Genomic DNA, 20759 nt, shown 5'->3' on the forward strand with positions numbered 1-20759 from the left:
ACTCGTTTCTTCCATCCGTATCGCCAAATGGCAAGGATTCCATGCAATAGAAAATATGAGATTGGGCCGAGACTGCATGTCATCTTTGATGGAGGGATGCTATGGGGTCGAGTTACTTCAGCAATTTGCGCAGCAAGGACAAGCGGAATTTCGACCCACTTATATCGTTTGCAATGGCTATAGCCGTTACTCTCCTGATTGCTGTCTTATTGTTCACCGGCTCTGCTAATGCGGCGGCTCCAAAAGCAGGAATGCAAGCACCGGGGTTCTACCGTTTGTCCCTTGGTCGCTTTGAAGTAACCGCCTTGTCCGATGGAACTCATGCATTTCCGGTTCACACCGTACTGATGCGGCCAACGACGTCGAATGGTCAAATGATTCCGCTTGATCAAGCATCGCCGGGTGAGGCGGATGCCCTGCTTGCCGAGAGCCATCTTGCAATGCCTGTCGCAGGTTCGATCAACGCCTTTCTGATCAATACGGGATCAAAGCTCGTGTTGATCGACAGCGGGGCGGGATCACTTTACGGCGATTGCTGTGGCCATTTGATCGAGAATCTGAGAGCCTCCGGTTATCAGCCAGAGCAGATTGACGAAATCTATCTTACCCATTTGCACGCCGATCATGTTGGAGGCATCGCCCTTAACGGAGCCATGGCCTTTCCCAATGCCATTGTGCGCGTCAGTCAGGCAGATGCTGATTATTGGCTGAGCGAGAAGAATGAGACCATCGCACCCGCGCTGCTAAAACCAATGTTTGACGGCGACAGGTCTTCGCTTGCTCCCTATATTGCGGCTGGGAGATTCAAGCCGTTTTCCTATGATAGCGAGCTGGTGCCGGGCATTCGTCCAATTGCAAGTCCGGGGCATACGCCTGGCCACAGCTTTTACCTGGCTGAAAGCGATGGGCAATCCCTATTGCTTTGGGGTGATGTCGTGCACGTCGCGTCCGTTCAATTTCCAGACCCGGGTGTAACGGTCGCCTACGATAGCGATGCTGCGGCAGCGGAAAGCGAGCGGGAAGCAATCTATTCGGATGCGGCACGCAAGGGATATTTGATCGGTGCCGCGCATATATCGTTTCCAGGCCTTGGGCACGTTGGGGCGCGCGACGGCAAGTTCTACTGGATTCCAACAAACTATGAGGCCGCACCTGCCAAGTCACCATGAAGCTCGCACTGAGCCCCGCCCGGAGCAAGATCGTTGTTTGCAATGGCCTGTTGTAAACTTTTCGGCAAATGGAGAGCATATGCCATGATCGGAAAAACGAGAAACAACGAAGAGCATATTCGCGACAGCATAGCGAGCCTGCCGGAAATGGAGGATCTCGCAGGCGAGCTTCCTTATAAGATTTCTCCTTACCGCAGGCGTGTTCTCGATAGCCCATCGCAACAAAGGCCGATATCCGGGAGGCCTCCATCCGAAGACAATGTGGGCTAGCCCCAAATGCATATCAGGATGGAAACGGGCGAAGTTCGGGGCACGAGCCTCTACGGATTTTGCCGGCAAGGCTCGCTGTTGTGTCTGAAGCCCTGCATGGGCGTCTAACCGTCAAAGGTGTTCGCCATTACCTGCGATGAATGCAGCGCGATGGCTGGCGCATCAAATGGAATGCGATGGAGTGAGAAGCCGACACGCGGCGGCAACCTTGTGGCGAAAGCTTCAGTTTCATTTGGCGGCGATCTCGCGGCCACGGCAAGGATGGGCGAACTTCCAGGTCCAAATCCTCCATTATAGCCATCAGATCCAGGTCGCTGGCAATCATACCAAGGTATGCTGGAATAAAACTCATGTTTGCCAAAACTCAATGAGAGTACGATACCCCAGAGGGCCATCAAGGCTTCAATATTGAACTCCCGAAACTTTGTTTCACGAGGTTCAAAGGAGATCATTGATGCTTGTCCGCCCCGCCGCTTACGCACACACGATCACCTCCTTGCAATATGATGATGTCACCGGCGAAACTTCCGACGAGGTCTCACGCTTGGTCCTGCGGGCTATTAGCTGCGTTGAGTGGGATGAAGCTGTAGCGCTTGATCTCATCAGGAAGGCGTCGGTTCTTCTACGCCCATTCGAGCCTGCGGAAGACAGGCGCTCAAGAGAGCGCAGCTACCAGGGCGGTTTGGCGCCGTGGCAGGTGAGCCGTCTGAAGCGCTTCGTTGATGACCATCTTTCAGCGCCAATTTCTCTCGAGGAGCTTGCGCAACTGGTCAGGCTCAGCACCAGCTATTTCTCTACGGCCTTCAAAGTCAATTTTGGAACTTCACCACACAACTACATCGTCGAGCGACGAGTTGCCTATGCGAAGCACAGGATGGTAACAAGTGACGTACCTCTTTGTGAAATCGCCCTCGATTGCGGCTTGGCCGACCAAGCGCATCTCTCGCGTGTTTTTCGTCGCGTCACCGGAACCACGCCGAGCGCCTGGAGGCGCCAGGCTGCCAGATCCGAAGCATCTGCTGCCTGGGCTCAGTACTCAGTAGCCTCATGATGGAGTGGGGCGATATCAGAATATTCCTTGCGGTAGCGCGAAACTCGACCTTGGGTGGAGCGGCGCGATCCTTGAAGCTTAGCCATCCAACGATTGGTCGCAGACTTCGCGCACTCGAGGGAGCGATGGGACAGACACTCTTTCAGCGAACCGCGGATGGTCTCATTCTCACGGATGAGGGACATGCGATTCTCGATTTGGCGACGCAGATGGAAGAAAGCGCCGTTACGATCCAGCGCCGCCTTGCCGGCGATGCTGGGAAACCTGACGGCATACTTCGCATCTCGTCAGCGGATTGGTTCGGCGGCTATGTTCTGCCTTCTGTCATTGAAGCATATCGCATGACTTATCCGAAAGTGCATATCGAGCTGCTGACCGGCACAAGGCTATTCAATCTTGCTCATCGCGAAGCCGATTTGGTGTTCAGAATCGTCCCGTTCGATGAGGCCGATATCGTGCAACGACGATTGGTCAATATGCAATATGGCGTATACCTTAGAACGAACAGCAAGGACCCGATCCTGGGCGACGGTACCGGTTTTGAGCTGATCACGATGGATGGATCGCTCGGCAATTTTCCAGATGCGCAATGGCTTCGTGAGCGCTTTCCCAATGCGTCTGTGGCGCTGAAAAGTAACAATAGACATGTACAGGCACAATTATGCGCGAAAGGATTGGGGCTCGCCGTCCTGCCTCGCCCGGTCGGAGATCAACTGCCCGGGCTTCGTCGATTGGAGCTGGAGGATGAACCGCCCTCGAGAGAGGTTTGGATGGGTTATCATCGTGATCTTCGGCGCCTTGGTCGCTTGAGAGCCTTCGTCGATATGGCGGTCGCCATGCTAGCGCCCTGAGGATCTCTGCGGGCTGACCGTATGCGGTAGATGGAACAAGTAGCGAATGCGGTCCGCGAGGCTGTTCGGATGGCTGGAGGTTTCGTCGCCGACGCCAACGAGACGCTTTTCCTTTTCCAGTCGCTCGGCGAGTATCTGGCCGATTTCGTCGGCAAGGGCAGGACGCTTTTGCATGATTTCGGAGAAACAGTCCGATGACACTCGATAGACGACAAGTTGCGTCAACGAGACGGCACGCCCAGGCTCTTCGGCGCCCATGAGCACGCCGCGCTCGCCGAAGAAGTCGCCAGGAGAGAGGCGATTTAGCTCTATCTCGGTGCCATCATAGCGCCTTCGAATGGCAACGACGCCCTTTGCGACGATCATCAGTGCAGAAGACCGCTCTCCCTGCGCCAGAATTTCGCTCCCTCGGGGATAAGTATTCTGTTGTATAGACAACATCAGCGTTTCGCGCTCAGCCTCCGTCAAGGTGCAAAATAGCTGCATCGCTTTCAGTAGGATTGCGGAGCTTTCCTTTACCGCATCGATTGGGTTTTCCGGTCTGACAAGCGTTTCGGAGGGCGGATTGCAGCGTAATGCGAGCGAAATCCCGGCTGCATGGGCATGGCGATAGATAAGGTCATAGATCTCGTTTTTTGCTGTCGAGCTCTGGGAAACGTCTTTGATGCGGAAGGAGAGGTCGGCTTCGATGACATCGCCGTCCAAGCCTGTGATCGTAACCATTGGGGCAGGTGAGTGCATGATGCGATTACTCGCCAGTAGAACCGTTTCAAGCAGTTGTTCAATGGCTCCTGGGGAACGGGTCGGTATCAGCCTTATCGGCATTGTAATCCCGTGGCTCTCGTCGGGATTGTTGAGGTTTACCAACTGCGACTTGGCCAACAAGTTATTCGGAATCACCACGAGGTCGTTTGCTGCGTTCAAAAGGTGAGTGGCACGCCAGTTTGTCTCGACGACGCGGCCCTGCGTTCCATTCTCCAGCATGATCCAGTCGCCGACACTGTATGGCCGCCCGAGATTCAAAGCGATGCCGGAGAAAACGTCGGACAACGAGCTCTGTAGCGCTAGGCCCAGGATGATGGCGAAAGCACCTGACGTGGCGATCAAGGTGCCGACGGGAACACCAAATATGTAAGAGATCACCGATAGAATCGCGCCGACATAGATGATGCCGGCGAGCATGTCCTGAATGAGTTTTGCTTCGCGAGGCCGGCGCTCGAAGATCACAAACAGTCTGATGGAGCTGACGAGCATTGTCGCTCCGCTGAACCACCAAATCATCTTGGCAAGCGCGAAGAACAGCTGTCTCCACAGGCTGCCTGACGGCGCCGATGTCGAATAGGGCTCTATTCCGTGGCTTAAAAGCAGCGCTGTCAGAATGACGAAGAACGCACTGTGCACTGCAAGTTTGAACGCTTGTCTCTTCGGCAGCGCAAACCGCGCAGCAAGCATGGACATCGCCAAAAAAGCTAACTGGATGACCGGATCTGACAAAACAAGTATCAAACATCTCTTGCGGCTTAACATCCCTTACTAGCTGACCGCAGGAGATATCGCTTGAACGGTTGGGTCGGATTTGGCGTTTTCGGCCCTACAAAATTGAACGGCCTCATTCCAGATTCGTCAGTTTAAAATTATGGCTCTGCTCGCCAAACTAACATTCGGATATAACAATTGAGGTTAGACGAATGGCGACGGTTTCAGAATTTCACGGCTTCAGACATGGTCAGTTTGACATTACTGTCCTTTCCGATGGGCCGATCAGCCTTCCCGGCGAGATATTCGCGCCTGAGGCGACATCAGATGAGCGTGAAGACATTATTCGGCGGCTGCATGGTCGGGATAATATCGCCGATGCCCAATCCAACATTCCGTTGATCGTGACGGGACATGACAAGATCTTGGTCGACGTCGGTGCCGGACATCGGTTTCAGCCCGGGGAGGGCCGGCTGGAGACCAACCTCGCCGCCATCGGTGTTCCGGCTGATGACATCACGAAGGTGATCCTCTCGCACGCGCATCCGGATCATATTTGGGGAACGACGCGAGACGATGGCACTCTGCGCTTTGCAAACGCAAGATACTACATGAGCCGACGGGAGTGGATCTTCTGGACGGGGGCGGAGGCAAGCGCATTGCCTGAGCAATTGCAGCCGTTTGTCGAAGGCGCCCGGCGCGAGCTGGCGGCGATCGAGACGCGTGTGACGTTTGTCGATGATGGTGACGAGATCGCTCCAGGCCTCAAAGTGATCGCAACTCCAGGCCACACTGCCGGACATATTTCCCTTGTTCTTGCTGGCGAGACGCCGTTGATCATAACTGTTGATGCAACCGCCAGCGAGATTGTTTCGATGGAACATCCTGACTGGAGTTTCGGCTTTGATATGGACCCCAATCAGGCCAGGGAGACACGCCACAGGCTACTTGAGCGGGCTGCGAGCGAGAATGCAACGCTTCTCGGTTATCACTGGACTTATCCAGGCGTCGGACGCGTGCAGAAAATTGACACCGGCTTTCGCTTCGAACCAATGGCGCGGCGATGAACCCGAAGGCTTTTGGAGGAGAGACGAGGTCCTGACGGCAGCCGCAATTGACAGGCGGCTGGAAGCTTTATCGTCGCATGTGCGCGCCAATGGCGACGCGTAGCTGGCGGCTTCGCCCAAGCAACCTTCTGAACGAAGGCGCCACCTCCTGTTCTCAAAGGAGGTGGCGTCGATGCTATCGCTCCCGTCCTTTATCCGGCACATGCGATCGTCGAATCGATGCCCGGCGAGACGACGGCAAAGCATTGCGAAAGCGCGAGGGACTGTTCAGCGAAACGGTTCTCGCCGGCCATAGGGATCGATGCATCCTGTGGTGTGGCGAATTGCAATCGGAATATCCAAAACTGAAGAGGATGGACAAGACCGATTGGCCTAGCGCGAACATGAAAGCACCAAGGGTAAACAAAACGAAGTGTCCGACATGAGGCTATCAAGACTGCAGTTATTGGGTGGTGCAGCCGTCGTGGCTGCGCTTGGGCTGGCGGTAGCGGCGTGGATCGTTTACGAGCCGGAGATACCGAAGATTGCCCGGCCGGATGTATCTAGCTTCGACCCAAAGCTCGTGCAGAAAGGCGAGCAGCTCGCCACCGTTGGTGACTGTATTGTCTGTCACACGGCTCCAAACGGCCGCCCCTTTGCCGGTTCGCGGGCGTTGCCGACGCCCTTTGGTACACTTTACTCGGATAACATCACGCCTGACGCGGCAACAGGAATCGGTAGCTGGTCGCTGCAGGCCTTTACCCGGGCCATGAAACAGGGTGTCGCTCGAGATGGCAGCCATCTCTATCCCGCTTTGCCCTACGAGCACTTTACGCATGTCAGCGACGAAGATCTAAAGGCAGTCTATGCCTTCCTGATGACGCGTCAGCCGGTCTCGCAGACCGCACCCGATAACAAGCTCATTCCTGGTCTTGGGTTTCGTCAGCTCCTTGCCGGCTGGAAGCTTCTTTTCCTGCATCAAGGAGAGGTCGTGCCGCAGGCGGATCAAAGCCCGGAGTGGAATCGCGGAAAATACCTTGTCGAGGGTCTTGCCCATTGCGGCGGATGTCACACACCCAGGAACCTTGCCGGCGGCGAAGAGCTCGGTCAAAGTTTTGCTGGCGGCATCGCAGAGGGCTGGAACGCCCCTGCTCTTGATGCTAGCAATCCGGCCGCTGCGCTTTGGGACACGGCGTCTCTGTTCAACTATCTGAAGACGGGATTGGATCGCGAACATAGTGCGGCCGCAGGTCCGATGGGCCCCGTAACGGAAGGTCTCTCGCGGCTGAATGATGCGGATGTGAAAGCAATCGCCGTTTATATCAACTCCCAGATGCATGGCTCGGCGACCTATGTTTCCGCGTCGGCTTCAGCAGCCGTTATGGACAACCCATCCGCAGGAACAGCCCATCCTGAAGCCGACAGGCTCTTCAACGGTTCTTGCGCCGGCTGTCACGCTCCCGGAGCTCCAATGAACCTTCGCAGCCGGCCGGCGCTCTCGACGGCGACGGACCTGCGAGCGGACGACCCCCGAAACGCCATTCAGGCGGTTTTGCAGGGAATAGCGCCTGAGGGCGACAAAGGACCCTATATGCCGTCCTTTTCGAACATACTGACGGACAGCCAGGTTGCTGATCTGCTTGCCTATGCCCGGGCCCGATTCACCGACAAGCCGGCGTGGAAGAATTTGGACGCGAAGGTTGCTGATATCCGGAAGGAGAACGCGGAATGACGATCTCGATCAATATCAACGGGCGTGAGCACTCAGTCACATCCGATCCCGATACGCCGCTTCTCTATGTCTTGCGTGACGAACTCCAGTTGAATGGCGCGAAATATGGATGCGGCCTTGGTCAATGTGGAGCCTGTACCGTGCACATTGATGGGCATGCGGTCTTTTCTTGCCTCACCCCTGTGGGTGCTCTCGGGCAGAGACAAGTTCGAACGATTGAAGGACTTGGCTCATTGTCGGCACCAAACGTTGTGCAAAAGGCGTTTCAGGACGAGCAGGCCGCACAATGTGGCTATTGCATCGCCGGGATGATCATGCGCGCGCAAGCGCTGCTCGATAAGAATCCGGCGCCAAGCGAAGACCAGATTCGAACTCATATGCAGCCCAATCTCTGCCGCTGCGGAACGCATGCGCGGATATTGCGGGCCGTACGCCGGGCAAGCGATCAGCTGACACAGGCAGTCTCCAATGGAGGTGCGCAATGAGTACCTTGCTTGGAAAAGCCGTCAGCCGGCGTTCGTTTCTTGCCACGAGCGGCATCACTGTCGCGTTCGCGCTGGCTCGACCCGCTTTGGCGCAGCTCGCTGGTGGTGGCGAGGGCGGAGCTGGCCCGTCAATCGTGGCGCCGAACTTGCCGGGCAGCCTAAAGTCATGGCCCTATTTGGACTCCTGGATCCAGCTCGACGGAGCCGGGCATGCTACGGTTTTCACTGGCAAGGCCGAGCTTGGCCAGGGAATACGCACTGCCCTCGTGCAGGTCGCTGCCGAAGAGCTCGATCTGAAGCCGGACGTCGTGACGCTTATAACCGTCGACACGGCCAAGACCCCGGACGAAGGATTAACGGCAGGCAGCCATTCGATGCAGGATAGCGGAACCGCAATCCGCAATGCGGCCGCCAACGTCCGGATGTTGCTGCTTCGGCAGGCGGCCGCGCGTTTTCAGCGCGACGTCAAGGATCTGACGACGACGGGTGACGGACATGTTCTTGCACCCGATGGTCAAAGATTGAGCTACGGCGATATTGCAAAGACTCTATCCCTTCACGTAGAGGCCATCGCAGAGGCGCCGCTTAGACAAAAAACAGAGTTCCGCACGATGGGTACCAACCTTGCAAGGTTGGACATTCCGGCAAAAACGACCGGAGGTCAGGCTTTTATCCATGATATGCGGCTACCGGGTATGCTGCACGCCCGGGTCGTGCGTGGTCCCAGCGAGCGAACGAGGCTCAAATTCCCGCCGCTTGCCGAGATAGAGGTGATGCCGCAGCTGTTCAAATTTGTTCAGAACGGCGACTTCGCTGCGGTTGTGGCGGAACGGGAATGGGATGCGATCAAGCTGATGCGCAAACTGCAGGCATCCCGCTACGAACCGACCGCCGGGCCTTTCCCAACCGGTAGCGTCGCAGATACGCTGAAATCGCTTCCGGCCGAGGAGATTTCGATTCTTGACGTCGCCAATCCGACCGGCGTTCCCGTCAAGACCGCTGGCGGGCGCTACAGTCGTCAATGGATCTCTCACGGTTCCATTGGTCCATCCTGCGCAATTGCATGGATGCTCGATGGTCTTCTGACGATCTGGACGCATAGTCAGGGCACGTTTGACGTGCGCCGGGTTGCCGCGGAATTGCTTGGACTTTCGATCGACAAGATCCGAGCGATTCACGCTGAAGGGGCAGGCTGCTACGGTCAGAATGGCGCCGACGATGTCGCTGCGGAGGCCGCGCTTATCGCCATGGCAGTTCCAGGTCGGCCTGTGCGGCTACAGTGGATGCGTGAGCAGGAGTTCGGCTGGGAGCCCTTGGGACCTGGCATGGTCACGGAGGTCGAAGCAGGCATTGATGCCGGCAACCGTATTGTTGAGTGGCGTTACGATGTATGGAGCAATCCGCACAACAACAGACCTGTCGGCGCCGGCGGAGTTCTGGTCGGCAGCGAGGTCGTGCCGAGTTTCCCGCCTCCTGAAGGCAAGCCGATACCAATGCCGGAGGGCGACGGAAGCAGGAATTCCAATCCGCTTTACGACCTGCCGAACATGAAGGTGATCTATCATTTCATAAAGGAAATGCCGATCCGGGTTTCGGCGCTGCGTTCGCTTGGCGCACATTTGAACGTTTTCTCAATCGAAAGCACGCTTGACGAACTCGCGCTCGCCGGCAGCATCGATCCGCTTGATCTGCGAATGAAACATATGGCTGATCCCAGAGCGCGCCAAGTCATGCAGACGGCGACCGACGCCTTTGGCTGGCGACAGCGGCACAAGAAAGGGCCGTTTCACGGTTTCGGAATGGCTTTCGCCCGCTACAAGAACCTGGGTGCCTATTGCGCCGTCTGTTTGGAGATCAGCGTCGATCAAAATACTGGCCGTGTCTCTGTCCACCGTGTGCAAGCCGCAGCGGACTGCGGAGAGGTCGTCAGTCCGAACGGCGTCCAAAACCAGATCGAAGGCGCGATCATTCAATCTCTGAGTTGGTGTACGCGCGAGGCTGTTACCAATGATGCAGTCATCCGCACCAGCTTCGATTGGAGCTCCTATCCGATCCTGCGCTTCCTCGACATACCTGAAAAGATCGATGTAATCGTTGAAGAGCAACCTGGCCAACCTTTCCTTGGTGTCGCCGAATGTGGTCAAGGACCAACCTCGGCAGCCCTTGCCAATGCATTGGCCGACGCAACGGGTATTCGCTTCCGCGACATGCCCTTGACGCCGGAGAAAGTGAGGGCTGCGATCGTCACTCTTTAGCATCATCGCCGACGCCGGCGGCGACAAGGGCGGCACGCAATGCCGCCACGAAAACACGAACCTTTGGCAACACAAGTCGGGCGGTAGGATAGACTGCCCAAATGTTGATTGTTTCGGGTTGCACGTCTTGAAGGTCAACTCGTATCAGGCGCCCGGCTTTGATATCGTCGGCCACGTACCAATTTGAGAGCAAGGCAAGTCCGCCCCCGGCAAGGCATGCCGTATAACAGCCAGCGATGCTGTTTGAGGAAAAGCGACCGCCCAATTTCACCTGCCTCTCCCCATCGGCGTGGTGAAAGATCCAGTGGGTCGTGCCGGCGTGAGCCAAGCAGTCGTGACCAGCAATATCGTCAAGTGTCTTCGGCTTGCCCCGACGCGCGAGATAGTCCGAACTAGCCACGACCAGCCGCGGATTATCGGCTAGTTTTTTGCCGATGAGGCTGCTGTCCCGCAACCGAGCGATACGGATGGCAAGGTCCGTTCCGGTTGCCACAAGATCGGGTAGGCTGTCCGTCAAGTCGACAGATATCCGCAGTTCAGGGTTCTCGTTTAGCAAAGATGGCACGATCGGCGTAACGAACTTGGTCCCAAAGGCGATGGGCACGGATACGCGAAGCAATCCGGCTGCTCCCTTGGCGCCAGACTGCAATAGCGCCATCGCCGCATTCTCATTTTCTACAAGTGCGTGGGCGAAGGGGAGAAAGCTCTCACCTTCCGGAGTAAGAGATAGCGAGCGCGTCGTGCGATGCAGAAGGCGGACGCCAAGAGACGTTTCGAGGGCCGCGAGCCGCCGGCTTGCGGCCATGGGCGTCAAGCCGAGGCGTCTCGCCGCTGCCGCGAGACTACCGGCGGAAGCTGCGGCAGTGAAAACCGAGACATCGTCCGTGTCCATTATATCAAAACTCGTTACACCGGATGATCGTTCAAGACCACTAAATCGATATGCGATTAAGAGCTAACTAACAGCACATGCATTCCGCAGAAATCAAGGATTTTGAACATGGAAAACGTGCCTGATACGTCAACCGCTCATGGCATCGCAAAGCCTGCCTTGTTTGCGATGGCGGCTGCTAGTGGCATTGCTGTCGCGAACATCTATTACAATCAGCCGATGCTGGGGATCATTGAAAAAGAATTCCCAGGTGAAGCGATCACCGGCTTCATTCCGACTGCGACACAGCTCGGCTATGCCTTGGGGCTTCTCTTTCTTCTTCCCTTGGGCGACATCGTGCATCGCCGAAAGCTGATCATTGGTCAATTCGTCGTGCTTGCGGGGGCCTTAGCATTGGCCGCGATCGCTCAATCCGCCCTGGCACTCATCGCCGCGTCGCTTGTTGTTGGCGCAACGGCAACGGTCGCACAGCAAATTGTGCCCTTCGCGGCATCGCTTGCGATACCCGCAAGGCGAGGCGCGACAATCGGCACCGTCATGGCCGGCGTACTGACGGGCATTCTGCTCAGCCGCACATTGTCCGGCTTTGTTGGTGCCCATGCCGGCTGGCGCGAAATGTTCTGGATCGGCGTCCCGCTTGCTCTGGTCGCCGCCGCCTTGATGTTCTTCACGCTGCCCAGCCATCGTCCGGCCTCGCATATGCGCTATCACACCGCACTGAAGTCACTTGCACATTTATGGAGAAGAGAAGGCGCGCTGCGCACGGCGGCCCTCATGCAAGCGGCGCTGTTTGGTTCGTTCACGGCGTTTTGGACGATCTTGGCTCTGTATTTGCAAACGCCGCACTTCAATCTCGGCGCTGATGTCGCAGGGCTTTTCGGTGTCGTTGGTGCCGTCGGCGTTGTCGTCGCCCCCCTTGCGGGTCGCGTGGCCGACCGTCGCGGACCTCAATTCGTGGTATTGTTGGGTGCGCTGCTGACACTGGTTGCCTGGATTGTCTTCGGTGTATGGACCTCGATTATCGCCCTCGTGATTGGCGTTATCGTTCTGGATTTTGGTGTCCAGAGCGCACTCGTGTCGAACCAGCATGTCGTCTATGCCCTCGACCCGGAGGCACGTAGCCGATTGAACACCATCTTCATGACGGCCATGTTTCTGGGCGGTGCAGCCGGCGCGGCTTTGGCAACGATGGCGTGGGAGTATTCCGGCTGGATTGGGGTCAGCGCTCTTGGTGCGTCGCTGGCGCTCGTAGCGCTGCTGATACAGATTGCAGCGCGTCGAGTCCGCTCGGCTGTTCGCGCGGCCCATTGAGGACTTCACCGTGAAACCAATGCGAATTCGTATCGTTGGTGGATCCCTGGCTGGTCTGTTCATCGGAAATCTCCTTCAGCGGGATGGTCATGACGTCAAGATCTATGAACGTTCCTCGTCCGGCTTGGCCGGGCGAGGAGCCGGGCTTGTAGGGCAGCGCGAGCTCTTCAAGATACTGCGCGTGCTTGGATGCGAGCATCTGGCCCATGTCGGCGTCGTTGCGAAGGAGCGAATATATCTAAACAGGGACGGAGGCGTGGCCGAGGTTTTTTCGACCCCGCAAACCCAGATTTCCTGGGATGTTCTTTACGCGACAGTTGCATCGCATCTGCCGATGGACAGTTACGTCGTTGGGCGGGCCGTCAAAAACGTGGCCGAAACTCCGCAAGGCGTGCGTTTGACGTTCGAGGGGAACGAGACTGAGGAAGCGGAGCTGGTTATTGGCGCCGACGGTATGGGCTCGGTTGTTCGCGGCTTCGTCAGTCGAGAGAACCGCAACGAATTTGCCGGTTATGTAGCCTGGCGCGGTCTAATCCCTGAAACGGCGCTTCCGGCCGAAGTGTCGATCCTCGTTGATCGATTTGCCTTCTACATTGTCCGCGGCGTTCATATGCTCGGCTATCTCGTCCCCGGTCAAAATGGCGAAATGGAGAAAGGAAAGCGGCGGTACAATTGGGTTTGGTATCGTTTGGTGCCACATGCGGAGCTCGCGGCCCTCTTTACGGGCGTCGATGGGCGTACATTCGAGTACTCGTTGCCGCGGGGTGCGCTGTCGGAGACGCGCTTGCAGACGTTGAGGCAAGATGCCTTTTCTGTCCTTCCGCCTCAGTTTGCACAGGTGGTCGAGGCCGAGCCGCTGCCCTCGATTCACGGTATTTTCGACTACGAGGCTGAGCGGATGGTGTCACGTCGCGTTGCACTCGTTGGAGATGCCGCATTTGTCGTGCGCCCTCACACCGCAATGGGAGTTGCGAAGGCTGCAGGCGACGCCCTTGCGCTGCGGGAGGCATTGTCGAGATCGGATAATCTCGCCGAAGCGCTGGCGCGCTATGAGCACGAACGCCTGCCGGTAGGTAAGGAAATCGCCGCCTATGGGCGCCGGCTGGGCGCATCGGCCCTCTAGCACCGAGATTTGCAGTGTTGCCGGTACGCGCCAGGCAGCCTTAACGATCGAGGCAGATATTACGACGAGAACTCGCTGCGGCCAACCTGTGCCTCGTGCGCTGCTTTATCCATGGATTCCGTCATGAAGCCCGGATTTGCTCGGCAATGGCAATCTGAAGCTGAAATGCGCCCCAAGGTGTGGCGACGATTGGAACTCGATTTTGCTTCCATGCGCCTCGACAATCGCTCGGGATATGGCAAGGCCCATACCAATCCCGGTCTGCTTCGTCGTATAGAAGCTCTCAAATAGCTTCTCTCCAACATTGGGGTCAACACCGGGGCCGCTGTCGCTAACCTCCACGATAATGGTGGTCTCGGAATCTCTTCTGGTGCGGATGAGCAAAGTGCGGTTCCAGGCCTCCCCATCAGACATTGCTTGTGCAGCGTTCAATGCAAGATTGACAATGACCTGCAGGATCTGCGTTCGATCCACCGACACCTCCGGCAATTCGGACGCTAGATCAAGTCGAAGAGAAATCTGCCGTTTTACAAGATCGGATCGCAATATCACAATCGCCTCATCGATGATCATGTTCACCGAAACGAGCTCCCTCTCGGCCTTCTTGTTGCGTGCCATGGAGCGCATCGCTGCGACAATTTCGGCAGCGCGCCTGCCGCTTCCGGCGATGCGTTCAAGCAGGGCCTTGACCTCCGCCAGGTCCGGCTCCGTCCGATCGAGCCATCTTAGGCCCGCTTCTGCGCTTGCGATGATAGATCCCAAAGGCTGATTGACCTCGTGAGCGATGGAAGCCGTCATCTCGCCCAGCATCGCAATGCGTCCGGCATGGGCGAGCTTGCTCTGAAGGTCGTCCCTCATCTGTTCGCTAGTAACTCTTCCGCTGATATTCGTGATCCCGAGATAGACGCTGTCGGGAAAATCTCCGCCTTCGGCGAGCCAAAGGTTTAAGACGACGGAAAGACCTTCCTTGCCTGGACGGAGCAACCGCCCCTCGGAAGATGTGCCGCTGGAGCCGCCAAAGAGATCCAAGAGGTCGTTGCTGATGGTTCGACACGCGTCCTCGGTAAGTATTGTCGCGAGCGGTTCGGAAAGCAATTGCTCCCTATTGAAATCCGCTAATTTGCACGCCGCGTCATTTGCTTGAACAATAATGGCCGCATTGACGAGAGTACAGATGACACTCTGAGTGAGTTCAGACGCTCGTGATCGCGCGTTGCCCCGTCCTATCTCGATGATAAGATTTTGAGCCTTGCGGACGTCCAGACGGATGATCCCGAAAGGCATTGCAGCAACGAGGTTGTGATCGCCAAGTTTTTCCTTGTCTGCGGTCATTGTCGCAGAAATGTAAGCAGATCGCTATTCAGCCGATCCTTGTGGGTAAACAGCAGCCCATGGGGAGCACCTTCGCAGACCTTGAGTACTGCATTTGGAATTAGTTCGGCCGCCTGGCGTGCCGTAGCGTGAAAGGGAACAAAGGCATCATCCTCGCCGTGAATTATGAGGACAGGCACATCAAATTTCTCGATATCATGCCGATAGTCCGTCACCGCGCAGGCAGTGATGGAATCATGCGCGGCTTTCAAGGAAGATTGCATGGCGATTTGATGCAATTGCATCAGGCTGCCTTCGGAGACGTTCGCCCCATCGCGATCGGCTCCGAAAAACAATCGTGAAAACCCGCGAATGAATTCCGCCCGGTCGGCGCGAAGCCCCGCTCGAACGCCCTCAAAAACGGCCTCGGGAACGCCGTTCGGATAGTCCTCACTGCGTGCAAGCTTTGGTGTCGTTGCGCCAATGAGCACAGCGCGCGAAATTCTGCCGGTCCCGTGGCGGCCGATATAGCGTGCAATTTCTCCTCCGCCCATCGCATAGCCTACGAGCGAAACATCCTTCAGATCAAGCGCTTCGATAATTTCGCAAAGGTCATCCGAGAACGTATCATGGTCATATCCAACCCAGGGCTGATCCGATCGACCGAAGCCGCGGCGGTCGTGTGCGATCACACGGTAGCCTTCGGATGCGAGGAACATCATCTGGTTTTCCCACATGTCGGAATTCAGCGGCCAGCCATGGCTGAAGACCACCGCTGGACCGTCGCCCCAGTCCTTGTAATAGAGCCGCGTGTTATCACGAACCGTCAGCATCGGCATCAGGCAACCCCCGATCAGAACGCGTTTTACCAACCCCCGGCGGAGGCTTAACATCTTCGATCATTGATCGCCATAGGTCGGGACTCATGACAGGAGCTTGCGTCAAAATAGGAGACTTTTCTTCAAAATCGCTTGGGTTCGCCCAGTTCCGTCGGGCTTTTACGCCCAACGGATCTCAAGCACCGGAAACAGTTCGAAGCAATCACGCGGATATGGATTGCGTCGGAGCAGGCAAGCAAGAAGTTGCATGAATACCTGACGAACGAAGCAGCGCGTCGAAGCAGTGCAATTGTTCAAGCTCGTTGACCGGGGCAGGGAGGGCTCAAAGAGGCGTTGCAGCAACCGGCTTGCCGTCGACTTCGATGACGTCGAGCGTATAGGGCTCGTCGGGCAGGAGGCCCGACAGTGCTGCGTCAAGGCGCTCTTTGTCGAGTTCGCCTTCCCAGCGCGCCATTACGATCGTGGCGACGCCGTTGCCGATCATGTTCACCAGCGCCCGGGCTTCGCTCATGAAGCGATCGATGCCGAGGATGAGCGCCATGCCGGCGACCGGAATGGCGGGGATGACCGAAAGGGTTCCGACTAGCGCTATGAACGAGGCGCCGGTGACTCCGGATGCGCCCTTGGAGGTAAGCATGGCGACCGCGACGATAATGAGTTGCTGGGACAGGGACAGATCGGTGTTGGTGGCCTGAGCGACGAACAGCGCCGCCAGCGTCATGTAGATCGAGGTGCCGTCCGTGTTGAAGATGTATCCGGTGGGGACGACCAGACCGACGACGGGCTTGGATATGCCGGCACGCTCCAGTTTCTCCATCAAACTGGGCAGGGCCGGATCCGACGAGGACGTGCTGAGCACCACCAGGATCTCTTCCTTGATGTAAAATAGGAATTTTACGATGTTGAAACCTGCCCACCGGGCGATGAGGCCGAGCACGCCAAGCACGAAAATAATGCTGGTGAGGTAGAAGGTTCCGATCAGGACCACGAGCGGGCCGAGCGAGGAGACCCCGTATTTGCCGACGGTGAAGGCCATTGCCCCGAATGCGCCGATCGGCGCCAGCCTCATGATGACGTTGATCGCACCGAACACCATGTGCGAGCCGGCATTGATCACTTCCCTGACCGGCTTGGCGCGGTCGCCAAGATGCGACAGTACATAACCAAACAGGATCGAGATCAGAACGATCGGCAGGATGTCGCCTTCGGCGAAAGCATTGACCACGGTAGTCGGAATGATGTTCAGCAGGAAATCGGTGACTGACTGTTGCGCAGCCTTGCCTGCGTAGGCCTGGACGGCGCTGATATCGAGCGCTGCCAGGTTGGCGTTGAAGCCGGCACCGGGCTTGATCAGGTTGCCGACGATCAGGCCAATGAACAATGCAGCCGTCGAAACGACCTCGAAATAGAGGAGTGCTTTACCGCCCACCCTACCGACCTTCTTCAGGTCATTCATGCCGGCAATGCCGGACACAACAGTACAGAAGATGACCAGGCCGATCACCATCTTGATAAGCTTGATGAAGCCGTCACCGAGCGGCTTCATGTCGATGCCGACCTTGGGCCAGAAATGGCCGAGCACGATGGCAAATGCGATGCCGATGAGCACCTGCACATAGAGGATTTGGTACCAGGGTCTACGTGGACGCGAGGAATGCACATTTGTCATAGGGTTCTCCTCCTGAGTACGAATGACATCGCCGAGACGGGCGGAGCCTGTCGCGTGAGTTGATCTGGTTGCTATGAAAGTTGCAGAGTCCGCTGCGCTAGCGGGCTTTCTGTTCGCCGGTCAGCGCGGCGGTCCGGTCGTCTGCAGCGGCATTACAAGTAGGATCTTGGCGAGCCCCAGCGTATGGTTGCGCAACTGACGTGCTTCATTCGGGCTGATGCGGCAGGAATCCCACTGCTGGAGGCGCTCTTCCTCCCGACCATTCGATATGGTCACCTCGCCGTCGAGCACCACATACATCTTTTCGACGTTAGAAGCGTCGAGCGTCGTGCCGCCGCCCGGCTCGAGGGTCGATACGCCAATCCAGACTGTATCAGCCGGGCCTGCCTCACGCCCCTGCAGCCGAACCAGGTGCATGTCGTGATGGCCAGGTGCGTCATAGGCAGGCGCTTCGGCATAGCGGACGACATGCATTGCATCAGCTCCCGGGCACCAGCACGATGCGGTCGCGCGATGCCCCCATCACCGCCTGATAGGCGGCATACGCATCCTCGAGCGGGTAGACCGCGCTGTCGACGATCGGGAACGGTTTCAGCACGCCTTCGGCGAAGCCGGGCGTCAGCGCCTTGAGGATACTACCTGTCTCGATCGAGCTGAGCGCGATCGTGTCGATGCCGACATAGGTGTGGCGGCCCTTGTAGAAAGCGAGGATGTCGAATGTGACGAAGCGGTCCACAACAGAGATGAAGATGGCGCGACCGCCGACCGCCATTGATTTCTGGCCGATCTCGTAGAAGGGATCGCCAACGGTGTTGAAGACGATGTCGGCACCCTTACCGTCGGTCAGCTGGCGGACCTTGGCCGGCACGTCGGTTGTGTTCGCAGCGATGACTTCCATCGGCCCGCTCGCATGGCCCGCGTAAGGCTCATCGCGCCGCACGACGCCTATCACGCGTGCCCCGCGCCAGGTCGCGATCTGTGCGGCGGCCTGGCCGACCTTGCCGTTGACCCCGAGTATAAGCACCGTTTCCCCGGCCGCCGGCAAGCCGGCACGGCGCAGGCCCTCCCAGGCGGTGACGAAGGGTACTCCGATGCCGGCGGCTTGACGGGCATCAACACCTTGCGGCACTTCGACCAGCGCATCCGCCTCAACGATCATGTGGCTGGCGTGCGAACCGTCTTGGCGGATGCCGAGGTCGCCGGACGAACCAAAGACGAGCTTGTCGATCAGGGCGTCGGGACCAGCCACCACTTTGCCGGAATAGTCGCGTCCCGGCGTGCGCGGAAACACCGCATAAGGCATCAGGCCGGTGGCCGCCTTGGCGTCCGAAGGGTTGACCGCGGCGGCATGGATCTCGACCACGACCTCGTGGCTGGCTATGGCCCGCAATGGGAATTCCTCCACGTTCAGCTTGATCGCAGCGTAGTCCGGCGCTTTCTCATAGAGGCGCAGGCCCTTTGCTGGGATCTGCACGGTGTATGGAAGACGGCTGGTCAGAGACATGGGGAAGCCCTTCATTCACTCGGAGTATTTGCAAAGTTGGTAAGGCCGAGAATGGCGCGGGCTTCGCCCGGCTCGGCGATCTGCCCGCCAAGATGTTCGACGATGCTTCGCGCCTTCTCGACCATCGCTGCGTTCGAAGGGGCCAACACACCCCGGTCCATATACACCGCATCCTCCAGTCCGACGCGGACATGGCCGCCGGAGAGATAAGAGAGCGCCACCATTTGGAAGGCGGAGCGTCCGATACCGATCGCGGTGAAGGTGGCGTCCATGGGCAGAAGGTTGCGCGCATAAAGCACGGTTTCCGGCGACGGCTGGAAGCCGTAACGCACGCCCAGGACGAAGGACGTGAGCACAGGTCCTTGCAATGTGCCGTCATCGAGCAGATCGCGCAACAGCGCGATGTCGCCCGAATCGAACAGTTCAATTTCCGGCTTCACGCCGGCTGCAGCGATGACCTTGGCCATGCGTCGAATGTTTGCGGGCGTGTTGATCACCACCTCGCCGCCTGAGTTCATCGTGTTGAGGTCGAGCGTGCAGATGTCCGGTCGGAGTGCAGCGATATGCTCCACCCGTCGCTCGGGCGCCATCAGCGTGGTACCCGGACCGGCGATCCTGGGGTTATCGTGCGACGGCACGAAACGCCCGCCGGGGCCGGTGGTTATATTGATGATAAGTTCCGGATTACGGGCGCGTATGCGCTCGATGACCTCGCTATAGAGTTCGAGCTCCATCGACGGGCGTCCGGTTTGCGGGTCGCGAACATGGATATGCACGACCGCAGCTCCTGCTTCGGCAGCGCCAAGCGCCGATTCGGCAATCTGTTGCGGCGTGATCGGCAGGTGTGGCGTCTGTTCCGGTTTGGTGAGGTTGCCGGTGATCGCACAGGTGATGACGATTTTAGGCAGTGGCGAGCGCATCATAGATCTACCTTCCCCCCTCTAGAGCGCCCGCCCGCCGTCGACCTGGATGATGTGTCCGGTCGAATAGCCGAGCATGGTGGCGCATGCGGTGATGGCGGCGGCAATGTCCTCTGCCTCGCCGAGCCGCTTTAGCGGCGTCGAGGCGCTGACCTTCTCGTTGAAATCGGCGCCGCGGCCAGGTACGAACTCGGTATCAACGACCCCGGGCGACACCGCCAGTACCCGCACTTCCGGCGCCAGCGCCCGTGCCAACGCCTTGGTCATCACATCGATGCCGGCCTTGGCGGCACAATAGGCGATGGACGAGCCGACGCCAGTGAAGGCGGCAATGGAGGAGATCGACACCACCAGGCCGTCGCCGGAAGCCTTCAACATCGGTGCAAAAGTGCGTATCGACGCGAACTGGCCACGCCAGTTGACCTGCAGCATGCGGTCGATGAGGTCGTCGGTCAGTGCGTCGAGATCGGCATGCGGCACGGGCTTGGTGAAACCGGCAGCGTTGACAAGGATGTCCAGCCGGCCGTAGCGGTCCTGCAACTGTGTGCGCAGTGCGATCAGCGACGGGGTATCGACGACGTTGGCGACATAGGCGGCATGGTCGACACCCAGTTCGGCCACCAGCGAACGGGCTGCGGCTGCATCACGCTCGCTGTCGAGATATGTGATCACGACGGTTGCGCCAGCGGCCGCCAGCATGCGGCTGGTAGCGGCGCCGATGGCTCCGGCGCCACCGACAACGAGCGCGACCTTGCCGGCCAGTGAGCGAGGATAGGGTGCTCGCCGATCTGCAGCGTTGGATGGGGCGGCAACAGCCGCCGACGGGACTTGACTGGACATGGGGTGCTCTCGCTT

Annotated in this window: 19 protein-coding genes; 9 read left to right on the plus strand and 10 right to left on the minus strand. The window is 57.9% G+C overall.

The window, feature by feature from the left end:
• The first annotated feature begins 101 nt into the window (after positions 1-101).
• Positions 102-1169 (plus strand): MBL fold metallo-hydrolase, encoded by a 1068-nt coding sequence (locus GA0061102_RS14280; protein ID WP_245298013.1) that lies wholly within the window; start codon positions 102-104, stop codon positions 1167-1169.
• A 374-nt stretch (positions 1170-1543) separates the two neighbouring features.
• Here GA0061102_RS14280 and GA0061102_RS32610 read toward each other — a convergent pair whose 3' ends face one another.
• Positions 1544-1891 (minus strand): hypothetical protein, encoded by a 348-nt coding sequence (locus GA0061102_RS32610; RefSeq protein ID WP_139115062.1) that lies wholly within the window; start codon positions 1889-1891, stop codon positions 1544-1546.
• Between the two features lie 2 nt (positions 1892-1893).
• On the opposite strand from GA0061102_RS32610, the gene GA0061102_RS14285 reads away from it, so the two are divergent.
• Positions 1894-2490: a helix-turn-helix domain-containing protein gene (locus GA0061102_RS14285; RefSeq protein WP_092848949.1), complete on the plus strand. Its 597-nt coding sequence runs from the start codon at positions 1894-1896 to the stop codon at positions 2488-2490.
• Positions 2490-3341 (plus strand): LysR family transcriptional regulator, encoded by an 852-nt coding sequence (locus GA0061102_RS14290; RefSeq protein WP_092849321.1) that lies wholly within the window; start codon positions 2490-2492, stop codon positions 3339-3341. Before GA0061102_RS14285 ends, GA0061102_RS14290 begins: the two co-directional genes overlap by 1 nt.
• Here GA0061102_RS14290 and GA0061102_RS14295 read toward each other — a convergent pair.
• Positions 3330-4847, minus strand: coding sequence for a cyclic nucleotide-binding domain-containing protein (locus tag GA0061102_RS14295; protein WP_245298014.1), 1518 nt, complete (start codon positions 4845-4847; stop codon positions 3330-3332). The genes GA0061102_RS14290 and GA0061102_RS14295 overlap by 12 nt on opposite strands.
• 182 nt (positions 4848-5029) lie before the next feature.
• Between GA0061102_RS14295 and GA0061102_RS14300 the strand changes: the two genes are divergently transcribed.
• From GA0061102_RS14300 to GA0061102_RS14315, 4 genes are all read left to right on the plus strand, one after another.
• On the plus strand, positions 5030-5884 hold the full coding sequence (locus tag GA0061102_RS14300) for an MBL fold metallo-hydrolase (RefSeq protein ID WP_092848954.1): 855 nt from the start codon (positions 5030-5032) through the stop codon (positions 5882-5884).
• Between the two features lie 421 nt (positions 5885-6305).
• On the plus strand, positions 6306-7595 hold the full coding sequence (locus GA0061102_RS14305) for a c-type cytochrome (RefSeq protein WP_092848963.1): 1290 nt from the start codon (positions 6306-6308) through the stop codon (positions 7593-7595).
• Positions 7592-8080 (plus strand): (2Fe-2S)-binding protein, encoded by a 489-nt coding sequence (locus GA0061102_RS14310; protein ID WP_092848966.1) that lies wholly within the window; start codon positions 7592-7594, stop codon positions 8078-8080. The genes GA0061102_RS14305 and GA0061102_RS14310 overlap by 4 nt, the downstream gene beginning before the upstream one ends.
• Positions 8077-10335 carry a xanthine dehydrogenase family protein molybdopterin-binding subunit gene (locus GA0061102_RS14315; RefSeq protein ID WP_092848974.1) on the plus strand — a complete coding sequence of 753 codons (2259 nt, stop codon included), beginning with the start codon at positions 8077-8079 and terminating at the stop codon, positions 10333-10335. The genes GA0061102_RS14310 and GA0061102_RS14315 overlap by 4 nt, the downstream gene beginning before the upstream one ends.
• On the opposite strand, the gene GA0061102_RS14320 is transcribed toward GA0061102_RS14315, so the two are convergent.
• Positions 10325-11227 (minus strand): LysR family transcriptional regulator, encoded by a 903-nt coding sequence (locus GA0061102_RS14320; protein WP_092848977.1) that lies wholly within the window; start codon positions 11225-11227, stop codon positions 10325-10327. The genes GA0061102_RS14315 and GA0061102_RS14320 overlap by 11 nt on opposite strands.
• A gap of 108 nt (positions 11228-11335) precedes the next feature.
• On the opposite strand from GA0061102_RS14320, the gene GA0061102_RS14325 reads away from it, so the two are divergent.
• Together GA0061102_RS14325 and GA0061102_RS14330 are read left to right on the plus strand one after the other, a co-directional pair.
• Positions 11336-12538 carry an MFS transporter gene (locus GA0061102_RS14325; RefSeq protein WP_092848984.1) on the plus strand — a complete coding sequence of 401 codons (1203 nt, stop codon included), beginning with the start codon at positions 11336-11338 and terminating at the stop codon, positions 12536-12538.
• 10 nt (positions 12539-12548) lie between these two features.
• Positions 12549-13661 (plus strand): FAD binding domain-containing protein, encoded by a 1113-nt coding sequence (locus GA0061102_RS14330; RefSeq protein ID WP_092849324.1) that lies wholly within the window; start codon positions 12549-12551, stop codon positions 13659-13661.
• 105 nt (positions 13662-13766) lie between these two features.
• On the opposite strand, the gene GA0061102_RS14335 is transcribed toward GA0061102_RS14330, so the two are convergent.
• The 7 genes from GA0061102_RS14335 to GA0061102_RS14365 all read right to left on the minus strand — a co-directional run bounded on the left by GA0061102_RS14335 (position 13767) and on the right by GA0061102_RS14365 (position 20744).
• On the minus strand, positions 13767-14993 hold the full coding sequence (locus GA0061102_RS14335; RefSeq protein WP_092848987.1) for a sensor histidine kinase: 1227 nt from the start codon (positions 14991-14993) through the stop codon (positions 13767-13769).
• On the minus strand, positions 14990-15811 hold the full coding sequence (locus tag GA0061102_RS14340) for an alpha/beta fold hydrolase (protein WP_092849327.1): 822 nt from the start codon (positions 15809-15811) through the stop codon (positions 14990-14992). The genes GA0061102_RS14335 and GA0061102_RS14340 overlap by 4 nt, the downstream gene beginning before the upstream one ends.
• 322 nt (positions 15812-16133) lie before the next feature.
• Positions 16134-17480, minus strand: coding sequence for a dicarboxylate/amino acid:cation symporter (locus GA0061102_RS14345; protein ID WP_092848993.1), 1347 nt, complete (start codon positions 17478-17480; stop codon positions 16134-16136).
• Positions 17481-17600: 120 nt separating this feature from the next.
• Positions 17601-17954 carry a cupin domain-containing protein gene (locus GA0061102_RS14350; RefSeq protein ID WP_092849003.1) on the minus strand — a complete coding sequence of 118 codons (354 nt, stop codon included), beginning with the start codon at positions 17952-17954 and terminating at the stop codon, positions 17601-17603.
• 4 nt (positions 17955-17958) lie between these two features.
• Positions 17959-18984 carry a quinone oxidoreductase family protein gene (locus tag GA0061102_RS14355; protein ID WP_092849009.1) on the minus strand — a complete coding sequence of 342 codons (1026 nt, stop codon included), beginning with the start codon at positions 18982-18984 and terminating at the stop codon, positions 17959-17961.
• A gap of 11 nt (positions 18985-18995) precedes the next feature.
• Positions 18996-19904 carry a beta-keto acid cleavage family enzyme gene (locus GA0061102_RS14360; RefSeq protein WP_092849331.1) on the minus strand — a complete coding sequence of 303 codons (909 nt, stop codon included), beginning with the start codon at positions 19902-19904 and terminating at the stop codon, positions 18996-18998.
• Positions 19905-19925: 21 nt separating this feature from the next.
• Entirely contained in the window at positions 19926-20744 is an 819-nt protein-coding gene (locus GA0061102_RS14365) for an SDR family NAD(P)-dependent oxidoreductase (RefSeq protein ID WP_092849018.1), read from the minus strand.
• Positions 20745-20759: the final 15 nt, after the last annotated feature.

Origin of the sequence: Martinezella miluonensis (assembly GCF_900094545.1) — a bacterium.
Classification (GTDB): Bacteria; Pseudomonadota; Alphaproteobacteria; order Rhizobiales; family Rhizobiaceae; genus Rhizobium; species Rhizobium miluonense.

Coding starts and splice junctions, on each gene's coding strand:
- GA0061102_RS14350 (WP_092849003.1), bottom strand. CDS start 17,954: ATGCATGTCGTCCGCTATGCCGAAGCGCCTGCCTATGACGCACCTGGC.
- GA0061102_RS14365 (WP_092849018.1), bottom strand. CDS start 20,744: ATGTCCAGTCAAGTCCCGTCGGCGGCTGTTGCCGCCCCATCCAACGCT.
- GA0061102_RS14310 (WP_092848966.1), top strand. CDS start 7,592: ATGACGATCTCGATCAATATCAACGGGCGTGAGCACTCAGTCACATCC.
- GA0061102_RS14335 (WP_092848987.1), bottom strand. CDS start 14,993: ATGACCGCAGACAAGGAAAAACTTGGCGATCACAACCTCGTTGCTGCA.
- GA0061102_RS14340 (WP_092849327.1), bottom strand. CDS start 15,811: ATGCCGATGCTGACGGTTCGTGATAACACGCGGCTCTATTACAAGGAC.
- GA0061102_RS32610 (WP_139115062.1), bottom strand. CDS start 1,891: ATGATCTCCTTTGAACCTCGTGAAACAAAGTTTCGGGAGTTCAATATT.
- GA0061102_RS14305 (WP_092848963.1), top strand. CDS start 6,306: ATGAGGCTATCAAGACTGCAGTTATTGGGTGGTGCAGCCGTCGTGGCT.
- GA0061102_RS14345 (WP_092848993.1), bottom strand. CDS start 17,480: ATGACAAATGTGCATTCCTCGCGTCCACGTAGACCCTGGTACCAAATC.
- GA0061102_RS14290 (WP_092849321.1), top strand. CDS start 2,490: ATGGAGTGGGGCGATATCAGAATATTCCTTGCGGTAGCGCGAAACTCG.
- GA0061102_RS14285 (WP_092848949.1), top strand. CDS start 1,894: ATGCTTGTCCGCCCCGCCGCTTACGCACACACGATCACCTCCTTGCAA.
- GA0061102_RS14360 (WP_092849331.1), bottom strand. CDS start 19,904: ATGCGCTCGCCACTGCCTAAAATCGTCATCACCTGTGCGATCACCGGC.
- GA0061102_RS14355 (WP_092849009.1), bottom strand. CDS start 18,984: ATGTCTCTGACCAGCCGTCTTCCATACACCGTGCAGATCCCAGCAAAG.
- GA0061102_RS14315 (WP_092848974.1), top strand. CDS start 8,077: ATGAGTACCTTGCTTGGAAAAGCCGTCAGCCGGCGTTCGTTTCTTGCC.
- GA0061102_RS14280 (WP_245298013.1), top strand. CDS start 102: ATGGGGTCGAGTTACTTCAGCAATTTGCGCAGCAAGGACAAGCGGAAT.
- GA0061102_RS14320 (WP_092848977.1), bottom strand. CDS start 11,227: ATGGACACGGACGATGTCTCGGTTTTCACTGCCGCAGCTTCCGCCGGT.
- GA0061102_RS14325 (WP_092848984.1), top strand. CDS start 11,336: ATGGAAAACGTGCCTGATACGTCAACCGCTCATGGCATCGCAAAGCCT.
- GA0061102_RS14300 (WP_092848954.1), top strand. CDS start 5,030: ATGGCGACGGTTTCAGAATTTCACGGCTTCAGACATGGTCAGTTTGAC.